General features: G+C 69.8%; 11 protein-coding genes. 9 read left to right on the top strand and 2 right to left on the bottom strand.

Going from position 1 to position 11,540, the window contains the following annotated elements; translation table 11 throughout:
- Positions 1-15: 15 nt before the first annotated feature.
- The 9 genes from K244_RS0104210 to K244_RS0104170 all read left to right on the top strand — a co-directional run bounded on the left by K244_RS0104210 (position 16) and on the right by K244_RS0104170 (position 9,600).
- Positions 16-1,233, top strand: a complete 1,218-nt coding sequence (locus K244_RS0104210) for an ABC transporter substrate-binding protein (RefSeq protein WP_020184998.1) — start codon at positions 16-18, stop codon at positions 1,231-1,233.
- A gap of 85 nt (positions 1,234-1,318) precedes the next feature.
- Positions 1,319-2,068 (top strand): Crp/Fnr family transcriptional regulator, encoded by a 750-nt coding sequence (locus K244_RS0104205; protein WP_020184997.1) that lies wholly within the window; start codon positions 1,319-1,321, stop codon positions 2,066-2,068.
- A 274-nt stretch (positions 2,069-2,342) separates the two neighbouring features.
- The gene (locus K244_RS0104200) at positions 2,343-3,647 is read left to right on the top strand and encodes a M20/M25/M40 family metallo-hydrolase (RefSeq protein WP_024816299.1); all 1,305 of its coding nucleotides are present in this window, start codon (positions 2,343-2,345) and stop codon (positions 3,645-3,647) included.
- Positions 3,648-3,682: 35 nt separating this feature from the next.
- Entirely contained in the window at positions 3,683-4,714 is a 1,032-nt protein-coding gene (locus K244_RS0104195) for an NrtA/SsuA/CpmA family ABC transporter substrate-binding protein (RefSeq protein WP_020184995.1), read from the top strand.
- On the top strand, positions 4,711-5,529 hold the full coding sequence (locus K244_RS0104190) for an ABC transporter ATP-binding protein (protein WP_020184994.1): 819 nt from the start codon (positions 4,711-4,713) through the stop codon (positions 5,527-5,529). The genes K244_RS0104195 and K244_RS0104190 overlap by 4 nt, the downstream gene beginning before the upstream one ends.
- Entirely contained in the window at positions 5,526-6,317 is a 792-nt protein-coding gene (locus K244_RS0104185; protein ID WP_020184993.1) for an ABC transporter permease, read from the top strand. Before K244_RS0104190 ends, K244_RS0104185 begins: the two co-directional genes overlap by 4 nt.
- Positions 6,314-7,723: an amidase family protein gene (locus tag K244_RS0104180; protein WP_020184992.1), complete on the top strand. Its 1,410-nt coding sequence runs from the start codon at positions 6,314-6,316 to the stop codon at positions 7,721-7,723. Before K244_RS0104185 ends, K244_RS0104180 begins: the two co-directional genes overlap by 4 nt.
- A 71-nt stretch (positions 7,724-7,794) precedes the next feature.
- Positions 7,795-9,165 (top strand): FAD-binding oxidoreductase, encoded by a 1,371-nt coding sequence (locus K244_RS0104175; RefSeq protein ID WP_020184991.1) that lies wholly within the window; start codon positions 7,795-7,797, stop codon positions 9,163-9,165.
- A 126-nt stretch (positions 9,166-9,291) separates the two neighbouring features.
- Positions 9,292-9,600, top strand: coding sequence for a hypothetical protein (locus K244_RS0104170; protein WP_020184990.1), 309 nt, complete (start codon positions 9,292-9,294; stop codon positions 9,598-9,600).
- Between the two features lie 84 nt (positions 9,601-9,684).
- On the opposite strand, the gene K244_RS0104165 is transcribed toward K244_RS0104170, so the two are convergent.
- The gene (locus tag K244_RS0104165) at positions 9,685-10,326 is read right to left on the bottom strand and encodes an outer membrane protein (RefSeq protein ID WP_020184989.1); all 642 of its coding nucleotides are present in this window, start codon (positions 10,324-10,326) and stop codon (positions 9,685-9,687) included.
- 123 nt (positions 10,327-10,449) lie between these two features.
- On the bottom strand, positions 10,450-11,415 hold the full coding sequence (locus tag K244_RS0104160) for a nitronate monooxygenase family protein (protein ID WP_020184988.1): 966 nt from the start codon (positions 11,413-11,415) through the stop codon (positions 10,450-10,452).
- Positions 11,416-11,540 lie beyond the last annotated feature (125 nt).

Below are 11,540 nucleotides of genomic sequence, written 5' to 3'. Positions count from 1 at the left end.
GGAAGGACGAACGCCGTGGTCGACGCCTTCATTCCCATCGGCAGCATGGTGCCCCTGACCGGGCCCTCGGCGGCCGACGGCGCCGAGTTCCGCAAGGGCGTCATCCTGGCGGCCGAAGAGGTGAACGCCCGTGGCGGCCTTCTGGGCCGCCCGATCAAGCCGATCTTCGCGGACACCGGACGCCAGGGGGCCGAGGACGTGGTCGCGGCGGCCCGCGCGTTGATCGGGACGCACAAGGTCCACGCCATCGTCAACGGCTACAACATCGGCCCGCAGAACTCCGAGTACGAGCCGGTGGCGGAGGCTGGCGTGATCTACATCCACGCCAACACGCTGCTCCAGCACCACGACACGGTGATGAGCGATCCCGACCGTTACTTCGGCTGCTTCATGACCGACCCGGCCGACTACTGGTACGGGCCGGGCTTCCTGAAGTTCATCTCGTGGCTGCGGGACTCCGGCCAGTGGAAGCCGTCGTCGAACCGCATCGCCATCGTGTCGGGTTCAAAACCCTACAGCATCGTCATCGCCCAGGCGATGGCCGCGTCCGCCGCCAAGTTCGGCTGGCGCGTGAGCTTCGGTCCCGAGATCGTGCAGACGCCGACCTCCGACTGGCGCGAGGCGCTCGACGCGATCCGCGCGACGGAGCCCGCGGTGATCGCCAACACGCATTTCTACTCGGGCGATCTTGCGAGCTTTCAGTTGCAGTTCATGGAGCGGCCGACCGACAGCCTCGTCTATCTCCAGTACGGCGCCATGCACCAGTCGTTCTCGGACATCGCTCAGGGCAAAGGCGTCGGCGTGCTGACGAGCACGGTGATCGGCCTGCTGCGCGACGAGATGGGCCAAAGCTTCGCCTCACGCTACGTCGCCCGCTTCGGCGAGGGCTCGACGCCGCACATCGGCTGCCAGTCCTACAGCGCGCTGCATCACTACGTGCTCGCCGCCTCCCTCGCCGGCGGCTCCGCCGGGCCCGGCGGCTTCGAGCAGAACCGGAAGGTGGCGAAGGCGCTGAAGGCGGTGATCTACCGCAGCGTCTCCGGCACGATCCGCTACGACGAGCAGTGGCAGGCCGCGGCGCCCTACCCCGTGGTCTCCCAGGACCCTTCGCTCGGCCTGCCGCACCTGTTCTTCCAGATCCAGGACTACCGGAAACCGCTCGCCCTGATCGCGCCGGAGCCGTTCAACACCGACCGCTTCGTCCTGCCGTTCTGGATCGACGCTCGCGGCTGACGACGGTCGAGCTTGAAGAGCCCTACGCCGCCGCCGATAGTCGTAAGCCGCCGGCACGGATCGTCGACGGCCAGGACAGGTTCGCATGAACGGCACCGAGCACAGCTCCGGCGACATGCTCCTCTCGGAGGAGCAGGCGGACGCGGCTCCTGCGCCGGGCATCCTCGGTCCCCTCGCGCCGGAGGATCGCGCGCGCGTCGAAGCCCATGGGCGGCGGATCGCGTATGAGCGCGGCCAGGCCATCTTCCGGCAGGGCGACGCGCACGACGGCGTGATGCTGATCCAGCGCGGGCTGGTCCGCAGCTTCTACGCCGCGCCGCAGGGCCGCGAGATCACGCTGGCCTACTGGCGGCCCGGCGCGTTCGTGGGCGGACCCGACGTCTTCGGCGGCGGGCGGCACATCTGGGCGGCTGAAGCGGCCCGCCCCACCGAAGCGCTGCACCTCCCCGGCGCCGGCCTGCGGGCTTTGGCGCGCGAGGTGCCCGACCTCGCCCTCGGCATAATCGACGCGCTCGCCTACAAGGCCCGCTGCTACTCCTCGCTGGCGCAGATGCTCGGCACCCGCTCGCTCGGCGAGCGGCTGGCGCATGTGCTGCTGCATATGATGCAGATCCATGGGGCGCCGGACGACGATCCGGCGAAGGGCGTCGCCATCGCGGCCTCGTTCACCCATGCCGAAATCGCGGCGCTGATCGGCTCCACCCGGCAATGGGTCACGATCAGCCTCAACCGGCTGCAGAAGGACGGGGTCCTCAGCCAGAGGCGGGGCGTGCTCCGGATCCTGAAGCCGGACGCGATCCTGGCGCTCGCCTCCGGCGGCGACCGCCAGGGCTGAGGCCCCGGCGCGGAACATGGCGACGTGCGCCCGGCCGGGCGCCCGACTTGGCGCCATTCCGCCCCCTGAGGAAATTTTCTGACACTTCGCCCGCCGTCGTCGCAGTCCGTTGATTTTCAACGGACGATGGCGCCGCGCGCCTCCCGACGAGCGGTTGCGAGAGCGTGGCATGGCGCTTGCGCTTGAGAGCCCGACAGCGGCGAACGCGCTTCATCGCCGAATAAGGAAACTAATCGACTCAACTGATCGATTTAATCTGGTAGATCGCCTCAGCATGACCACCGCCCTCCTTGCTCCCGCCCCCATGACCGACCTCCAGCGCCGCGTGCTCGACGCCGTCACCGAAGAGGCCTGGCTCAGCCTGGCCTGCGCCCTCATCCCCGCGGGGCAGCCGGAGGCGGAGAACCCGCTCGACCCCGATCAGCCGGCGGGGCGCGAGGAAGGCGCGGCGCTGTTCATCGGCGGCATTCTTCAAGACATGGGCTTCGCGGTGGAGTTTCCAACAAAGCGGGAGGGTCGGCCCAACGTCGTGGCGTCGCTGCCCGGCGAAGGCGGCGGCGCGTCGCTGATCCTGAACGACCATCTCGACACCTATCCCGCGGGCGACTGGTCCGCCTGGACCATGACCGGCGGCCATCCGTTCCGCCCAACGCGCCACGGCGACCGGCTCTACGCCCGTGGCGCCTCCGACACCCGCGGCAACCTTGCCTGCACGCTGCTCGCGACGCGCGCGGTGCTCGCCGCCGGCGCGCGGCTCAAGGGCGACCTGAAATGCGTCTACACCGCGGACGAGGAGAAGAACGGGCCGGACGGGTCGATCTTCCTGCTCGACGAGATGGGGCTTGACGCGGATTACGTCATCGTCTGCGAGCCCACCGCGTGGACCGCCCCCGACGAAAGCTGGGGCATGGGCGTCGCCGTCGCGAACGGCGGCAATTATCTGGTCGAGGTCGAGGCGCGGGGAACCAAGACCCACCTCTGGCGCCCCGACACCGGCGTCAACGCGGTCGCCAAGATGGCGCGGCTGCTGCCGGCGCTCGAGACCATGACCTTCGCCCACACGCCGGCGAAGCTCGAAGGCGGCACGCCGCCCCGCACCACCATCCTGCGCATCGGCGGCGGCGTTCCACGCGAGATGCAGTTCACGCCGGACGTCTGCCGCGTCGTTCTGGGCGTGGTGGGGATACTGCCTGGGATGACGGCGGAGAGCGTGATGGCCGACATCGACGCCGTGATCGCGAAGGCCATGAAGGCCGATCCGGAGCTCGACGCCTCCGCGCGGCCCTATCCCGGCGCGCTGTTCGTCGACGGCACGCTGGAGCAGGACGGCGACGCCGAGCCGACCGCGGCGCTTCGGCGGGCCTACGTCCGCATCCTGGGGAGCGAGCCGAAGCTCTACCGAAAGAACGCCTTCAACGACACGATCCGCTTCGCCGAACGCGGCAAGGCGGCGGTGACCTTCGGCCCCGGCGACGACGGCTGGGCTCCGATCAACGAAAGCATCCACATCGGCAAGGCGGTCGTGGCCACCCAGGTGCTCGCGCTCGCCATGCTGGACATCCTCGGCGTCGCCGAATGAGCGCCGCCCTGCCCCACCCATCGAGGAGACGTTCGATGATCCGCGCAGCCTTCGGCCTGAGCCGCCGTCTCGTACTTCTGGCCGGCCTTGCGCTTGGTCTCGCCGCCCCCGCCGCGGCGCAGGACGCGAAGCCGATCCGTCTCGGCTTCCAGACCGGCGAGATCAACGTGCTGCTGAGCTACGCCCTCGGCGCCGGCCTGTTCAAGAAGGAAGGGCTCGACGTCTCCACCAAGCCGTTCCCGGCTGGTCCTGCGATGCTGCCGGCGCTCGCGGGCGAAGAGATCGACCTCGCCTGGATGGGCGAGTTTCCCTCCGTCACCGGCTACGCCAACGGACTGCCGATCGCGATCCTTTTCATGGAGCGGATCGACGCCACCAACGTGCGGCTGGTGGTCAACCCGAAGGCGGGGATCGAGAAGCTGGAGGACCTGAAGGGCAAGCGCCTCGGCGTCGCGATCGGCTCCACCAGCCACTACCACACGCTGCGGGCGCTCGCGAAGGCGGGGCTGAAGTCCGAGGACGTCACCCTTGTCAACCTAACCCCGGCCAACATGCCGCCGGCCTACGTCGCCGGCCAGATCGACGCCGCCTTCGTGTGGGAGCCGAACGTCGGCGCCATGGAGCGCGAGGGCGCGAAGGCGATCGCGAACACCAAAAGTCTCGGCATGATCACCGGCGGCGTCTGGGTCGGACGGCGGCCCTTCATGGACGGCGAACCGGAGACCATGCGCCGCTTCCTGAAGGCGTGGGACCAGGCTCAGCAGGACTACAAGGCGAACCCCGCCGCGGTCCGCGTCTACGAGGCGAAACGCGTAGGCATGACCGCCGAACAGTTCGACAAGCTGGTCGAAGGCCAGAGCGTCGCGCACCCGACCTTCCGGGAGACCCTGACCGCCGACTTCCTGGGCGCGCCGGGCCAGGAGCTGGACTCCCGCCTGATGAAGCACCTGCAGGGCATCGGAGCCTTCCTGCTGGAGCAGAAGCGCATCCAGGCCGAGCCCAAGGACTGGCCGGGCCTGTTCGACACCAAGCCGATCCAGGCCTACCTCACGAGCGCGTCGCAGTGACGGTCGCGGCGCGTCCCCTGTCCCCGCCCGCGCCTGGGGCCGCCCCGCTTCAGGCCAAGGCCGCGGACGCGCCGCCGGTGCTGAAGTTCGAGAAGGTCGGCTTCGCCTACGACGGCCGCACCATCATGAAGGACGTCTCCTTCGCGGTCGCGCCGGGCGAGCTCGTCGCGCTGCTTGGGCCGTCCGGCTGCGGCAAGACGACGATCCTCAACATGGTCGCGGGCTTCCTGCGGCCGACGGACGGCGTCGCGGTGGTGGACGGACGCGAGATCACGGGGCCCGGCCCAGACCGCGGCGTCGTGTTTCAGGCGGCCGCGCTGTTCGACTGGATGACGGTGGCCGAGAACATCGCCTTCTCCCTGCGCTGCGCGGGCGCCCGTAAGGGTGAGCGTCGCGCGGTCGCCGAGGAGATGGCGGCCCTTGTCGGCCTCACCGGCTTCGAGGACGCCTACCCCTACCAACTCTCCGGCGGCATGCGGCAGCGCGTGGGCCTCGCACGGGTGCTGGCCGCGAAGCCCAAGGTCATGCTGATGGACGAGCCGTTCTCCGCGCTCGACGTGCAGACCCGGGAGAGCCTTCAGGAGGAGGTGCTGCGCATCCGCGACCGGACCGGCTGCACCATCCTGTTCGTCACCCACGCGATCGACGAGGCGGCGTTCCTCGGCGACCGCATCTTCCTGCTGAACGACCTCCCGTCCGGGGCCTACGACACCTTCGACGTCGATCTGCCGACGCCGCGCGCCTCGCCCGAGAACCGGCTTCACCCCTCGTTCCTGCGCCTGCGGGAGACGATCTACCGGAGGATGCGGCATTGAGCCGGACGGACGAGCGCCGCGAGCGCCTGCGGTACGTTCTGGTCGCGACGCTGTCGCCGCTCGCGATCCTGGCCCTCTGGGCCTTCGCGGCCGCGCGCGGCTGGACCTCGCCGATCATCCTGCCGCCGCCCTCCGCGATCTGGGCGAGCTTCCTCGACATGGCGACGAACGGCTACTCCGGCGTCTCGCTCTGGACGCATGTGGGCGCGAGCCTCGCGCGCGTGTCCGTGGCCTACGTCGCCGGCGCGGCGCTCGGCGTCGGGCTCGGCCTGCTGCGCGGCCGCTCCCGCCTGATCGACGCCCTGCTGCTGGCCCCCTCCGAGCTGCTGCGCCCGATCCCGCCGCTTGGGCTGATCCCGCTGTTCATCCTGTGGTTCGGCGTGGGCGAAACCTCCAAGGTGCTCCTGATCTTCCTGTCGGTCCTGCTGATCATGATGGTCAACGCCCAAGCCGGCGTCCGCGCTTGCTCGCTCGACTCGCTGCGCGCCGCGCAGTCCATGGGGGCCAATCGCTGGCAGGTGTTCCGGTTCGTGGTGCTGCCGTCGGCGCTGCCGCAGATCATGACGGGCCTGCGGGTCGCGATGGGGACCGCGCTCACCATCCTCGTCGCCTCCGAACTGCTCGGCGGCGACCGCGGCCTGGGCTTCCTCATCCTCGACGCCTCCAGCTTCTTCCGCACGACCTATGTCTTCGCCGGCGTCGCGGTGATCGGCCTGATCGGCCTCGCCACCGACCGCGGGCTCGCCTGGGCGGGGCGCCGCATCGTTCACTGGGAGGGACGGCGATGATCCTGGCCTCGCCGCAGGCGCGTCCCGCGCCGACCGATCTCGACGCGCCGCCGTTCGACTTCGCCTCCGTCCGCGCCGCTCTCGCGGACGGCGCCGATCCCGTCGCGCTCGCGCTCGAAAGCTGGCGGCGCGCCGCGGCGGCGGCGGGCGACGGCGTTTTCACCGCGCTCGTCCCGGAAGAGACCGTGCGCGCGCGCGCCGAGGACACGACCGCCCGCGCGCGCGCCGGCGAGGACCTGCCGCTGCTGGGCCTGACCTTCGCGGTCAAGGACAACATCCACGTCGCGGGAATGACGACGACGTCGAACTGCCCCGCGCTGGCGCTCGACCCCGGCGCGGGCTCGCCGCTGGTCGGCGTGCTGGAGCGCGCCGGCGCGGTGCTCATCGGCAAGAACACCATGGACCAGTTCGCGACTGGCCTGAACGGCACGCGCTCGCCGGAGCCGCTCTGCCGGAACGCCGTGAACCCCGCCTACATCCCGGGCGGCTCCAGCTCCGGTTCGGCGGTGGCGGTCGCGCGCGACGTGGTGTCGTTCTCGCTCGGCAGCGACACCGGAGGCTCCGGCCGCGTGCCGGCCGCCTGCAACGGGATCGTCGGCCTGAAGCCGACGCTCGGTCTCGTGAGCACGCAGGGGCTCGTCTACAACAGCCGCTTCCTCGACTGCGTGCCGGTCTTTGCAAAGCGGGTGGCCGACGCCGCGGAGATTCTGCGTGCGATCGCCGGTTTCGATCCCCTCGATCCCTGGAGCCGACGCGACGCCGGCGCCATCGACCTGACGCCGACGCCGCCGGACGTCGGCGCGCGGATCGCCGTGCCGCGCCGCGACCAGCTTCGCTTCTTCGGCGACGCCGCCGCGGAGGCGGCCCACGACGCCAATCTGGGCAACTTGCGGGCGATGGGCTTCGAGCTGGTCGAAATCGACTTCGCGCCGTTCGAAGAGGCGGGGCGGCTGGTGTTCCAATCGGCCTTGGTGGCGGAGCGCCTGGTCGACTACGGCGAGGTTTTCGCGAACCGACCGGAGGGCGTCCACCCCGTGGTGCGCGCCTCGATCGAGCCTGGTCTGGCCTACTCCGCGCGCGACGCCTTCGAGGCGATCTACCGCATGCGCGAACTTGCACGCGCCGCAGAGATCGCGCTCGACGGCTTCGCGGCGCTGGTGACGCCGACCGTCCCGACGATCTTCACGATAGAGGAGCTGCTCGCCGAGCCGATGGCGCGCAACACCGTGATGGGGACTTACACCTACTATGTGAACCCGATGAACCTCTGCGCCGCGTCCGTCCCCGGCGCGCCCCGGGCGGACGGGTTGCCGTCCGCGATCAGCGTGGTCGGGCTGGCGGCGGCCGACGGCCGGATCATAAGCCTCGCCGAAAGGTTCGAGAGGCGGCTCGACGAGGCGAGATAGCGCCGCGCGGCCGGCGCGATTCGGGCATCACCGGTGTATCAAGACCGCTCGGACGGCGCGGGAGAGCGGGCATGTCGAACTCTGAGACCGAGGCGAGCGCGCCGCATCGCGCGCGCGGTCCGTCGTTGGGCGATCTCGCGCGCGGGCGCGCCAGGGGCGACCTCGGCACGGCGCCCTACTGGTGGGACGCCGCCCCGCCGATGTCGTCCGGTTTCCCGCGACCGCCTGGAAAGGCCGACGTCGTCGTCATCGGCTCCGGCTTCACCGGCCTGTCGGCGGCGCTGGTTCTCGCGCGGGCCGGGCGTCAGGTGGTCGTTCTCGACGCCGGTGTTCCCGGCTTCGGCGCGAGCACCCGGAACGGCGGCCAGGTCGGCAGCGGAAACCAGAAGTTTCGCGTCCGCACGCTGATCGCAATGATGGGCGAACGGAAGGCCGTCGAACTGCTGCGCGAAGGCGTCGAGATGCTGGATGGCGTCGAAGCCCTGATCGCTCGGGAAAAGATCGATTGCGGCTTCACGCGCTGCGGCCGCTTCCGCGGCGCGATGCGTCCCAAGCATTACGAGAGCATGGCCCGCGACATGGGCGATCTAACGCGCTGGGCCGGCGTAGAGACCGCCATGGTCCCGAGGCCTGAGCAGACGAGCGAGATCGGCTCGGATCTGTTCCACGGCGGCGCCGTCCTGCCCCAGGATGCGGGACTTCATCCCGGCCGCTATCATGCCGGCCTGATGCAGAGGCTCATCGAGGCGGGAGCCGTCGTCTGCGGGAACGCCGCTGTCCGGGACATCGTCTCCGAGCATGGGCGGCGCTCTGTCCGCCTCGACGACCAGACGATCGACGCCCGTGACGTTCTGGTCGCGACCAACGGCTACACAAAGAACGTCGGCGCCTTCTTTGCGAAGCGCATCGTGCCGATCGTCTCGGCCCAGATCGCGACCGAATCTATGCCGCAGGAGCTGTTCGACGCGATCCTGCCCAAGACGCGCATGTTCGGAAACTCGAACCGCGTGTTCTTCTACTTCCGCCCCGCGCCGGGCGAGAACCGCCTGATCTGGGGCGGTCGGTCGAACCATCTGGCGTCAAAGACCTCGGCCGCCGCCTACGCCCATCTCGCGCGCGATCTGCTGCGCACGTTCCCGGCGCTCGAAAACGTCGCCGTCAGCCATGCCTGGAGCGGGCGGATCGGCTACACCTTCGACGAGTTCCCCCATCTCGGCCGGACCGACGAGGGCGTGCACTACGCCATGGGGTACTGCGGGACCGGCGTGTCGCGCTCGACCCATTTCGGGCGGAAGATCGCGCTCCAGATGTTGGGACGCCCCGAAGGCGTCAGCGCCTTCAGCGACATCACCTTCCCGAGCCACCGGTTCCAGAAGCTTGCGAAGGCGGCGGTCCCGCTGGTCGAATCCTGGTACCGGCTCCGCGACGCAGGCAATTTCTGACAGCCCAGCCTCGCCTCGCGGATCAATCCGGCCACCGACGTCGGCGACGAGAACCGCTCGCGCGTGCGATCCGGGAGGGAATCAGCGAAGACTGCGTCTGGCCGATTCGGGCTTCGGGAGACGGCGGTGACGACAGATCGCGAGACGGAGGCGCGCGCCGAAGGCGCGACGGTCGGACTTGAGCTCGCGCGCGCCGCGATCCGCCAGAGCCGGCAGAACCCGACCGACGAACAGCGCGCCCAGCTCCGGGCCGGCATCAACCGCCGCGTCAAGGCGGGCGCCGCGAGCCTCAAGATCGCGGGCGAGCCCGAGGCGGTGATCGACGCCTGGCTGGCCGGACTTCAGTCCGCGTTCACCCGCGAGGTCGACGCGGCGTCGCGGGTCATCAAATCAGCCCTTTCCCAGCGCGGCCCGCGCAAGGCCGGACGGGCCTAAGGGCGCACCGCCAATCGCCTCTGTAGACGAAAAAGGCCCCGCAGCTCGCGCTGCGGGGCCTTTCATTTCAGCCGACTAAAAAGCTTACCAGCCGAACTTGTAAGCGACGCCAACCATCACGCGGTGCTCGTCGGAGTCGACCCGCGCCGACTCGCCAGCGATGCGGAACGTGTCGCGGCCATAGTCGGTGTAGCGGTACTCAGCGCGAGCGACCACGTTGTCAGTCGCAGCAAACTCGACACCGCCGCCTGCGGTCCAGCCGACAGCCGTCTTGCTGTTCTTACCCACGCCCGAGACCTTCACTTCACGATCGGCGTAAGCCACACCGGCCGCGCCGTAGACTAGGAAACGATCGAACGCGTAACCGATGCGGGCGCGGGTCGCACCGGCCCAGTCGTAGCTCAGCTTGACGCCAAACCGGCTGTCGTCGACATCGGCGTAGTTGAAGTCGGTCTCGACGCCGATCACGAGCGGCGAATTGTCGAACTGGTAGTTGTAGCCCGCGTAAGCTCCCACCAGGAACCCATCCGGGTCAATGCCGCGACCATTCGAGTCGCCAAAGCCGTAGCCGGCCTGGACGCCGACGTAGGCGCCGGTCCAGGTGAAGGACGGAACGGCGATCGACGGAGCCGGCTCATAGGCCGGGAGGTCAGCCGCGAAAGCGCCGGTGGCGAGGGCGGAGAGAGCCGCGGCCGAGACGGCGACGGCGAGACGGTGACGAAGCATAGCTTCCCCCCAAACTTGAGTGGAACGCAGGTGACCCCCGCGCTTGCGGCACTGAAATGAGCGATGGACGATGAAAAGTCGAGCACCGATCGATGCGAAAGTCAGCAGTGTGGCGAAACCGCATCACTTAAAAGCGCGCGCCGCCAGATCGGCCCGCGCAACGGCGTACTCCGCGCACATGCGGCCAACAACCGTTTCGACCGAGGGCGCGTCCATGATTGCGCCGAGGCCCTGGCCTGCGCCCCAGACGTCCCGCCAGGCCTTTGCGTCGACCGCTCCGAAGTTCATGGCGGTCTTGTCGGCCCCGGGCAGCGCGTCGGGATCGAGGCCGGCGGCGGCGATCGAAGGCTTGAGGTAGTTGCCGCTCACGCCGGTGAAGAGCGACGAGGTGACGATGTCGCTCGCGGCGCCGTCGACCAGCATCCGCTTGTAAGCCTCGAGCGCATTGGCCTCCGCGGTCGCGATGAACCGGGTGCCGACGTAGGCGAGGTCGGCGCCCGCCGCCTGGGCCGCCAGCACCGCGCGCCCTGTCGCGAGCGCGCCGGACAGCAACAGCGGCCCGTCGTAAAAGGCCCGAACCTCCTGCAGCAGCGCGAACGGACTGAGGGCTCCCGCGTGGCCTCCGGCGCCGGCGCAGACCAGGATGAGCCCGTCGACACCGGCCTCCAGGGCCTTCTGCGCGTGCCGGACGGAGATCACGTCGTGCCAGACGATCCCGCCCCAGCCGTGGACGGCCTCGACGACCTCGTTCGGCGGCCGCAGCGAGGTGATGACGATGGGGACGCGGTGCTTGCCGCAGGTCTCCATGTCCTGCCGGAGACGGGCGTTGGACGCGTGGACGATCTGGTTCACGGCGAAGGGCGCGACCGGCTGGTCCGGATGCGCGCCCGCATAGGCGTCGAGCTCGGCGCGGATGCGCGTGAGCCAGAGATCGAGCTGGCCCTGCGGCCGCGCGTTCAAGGCCGGAAACGAGCCGACCACCCCCGCCTTGCACTGCGCGACGACGAGTTCCGGCCCCGACACGATGAACATCGGCGCCGCGACCACCGGCAGGGCGAGGCGTCCTTCGAGCACGTTCGGAATCGGCATGCAGATCTCCCGCTCGGGCGCCGTCGACGGGGGCTCGTCCGTTCGCCGATCCAGCCATATCCCGGTTCGGCCGGCGCGGGCCAGAGTTCGGGACGGCTGCGCTCGCCGGGGCGGCCGACTCTGCT

Source organism: Methylopila sp. 73B, assembly GCF_000526315.1.
Lineage (GTDB): Bacteria > Pseudomonadota > Alphaproteobacteria > Rhizobiales > Methylopilaceae > Methylopila.
Note: the sequence above shows the minus strand (reverse complement) of the source record. Positions and strands in the feature narration are given on the sequence as shown.

What these genes read in the sequence shown, in the direction of transcription:
- K244_RS0104205 (WP_020184997.1), top strand. Translation starts at nt 1,319, where the DNA reads ATGAACGGCACCGAGCACAGCTCCGGCGACATGCTCCTCTCGGAGGAG.
- K244_RS0104200 (WP_024816299.1), top strand. Translation starts at nt 2,343, where the DNA reads ATGACCACCGCCCTCCTTGCTCCCGCCCCCATGACCGACCTCCAGCGC.
- K244_RS0104195 (WP_020184995.1), top strand. Translation starts at nt 3,683, where the DNA reads ATGATCCGCGCAGCCTTCGGCCTGAGCCGCCGTCTCGTACTTCTGGCC.
- K244_RS0104180 (WP_020184992.1), top strand. Translation starts at nt 6,314, where the DNA reads ATGATCCTGGCCTCGCCGCAGGCGCGTCCCGCGCCGACCGATCTCGAC.
- K244_RS0104175 (WP_020184991.1), top strand. Translation starts at nt 7,795, where the DNA reads ATGTCGAACTCTGAGACCGAGGCGAGCGCGCCGCATCGCGCGCGCGGT.
- K244_RS0104165 (WP_020184989.1), bottom strand. Translation starts at nt 10,326, where the DNA reads ATGCTTCGTCACCGTCTCGCCGTCGCCGTCTCGGCCGCGGCTCTCTCC.
- K244_RS0104160 (WP_020184988.1), bottom strand. Translation starts at nt 11,415, where the DNA reads ATGCCGATTCCGAACGTGCTCGAAGGACGCCTCGCCCTGCCGGTGGTC.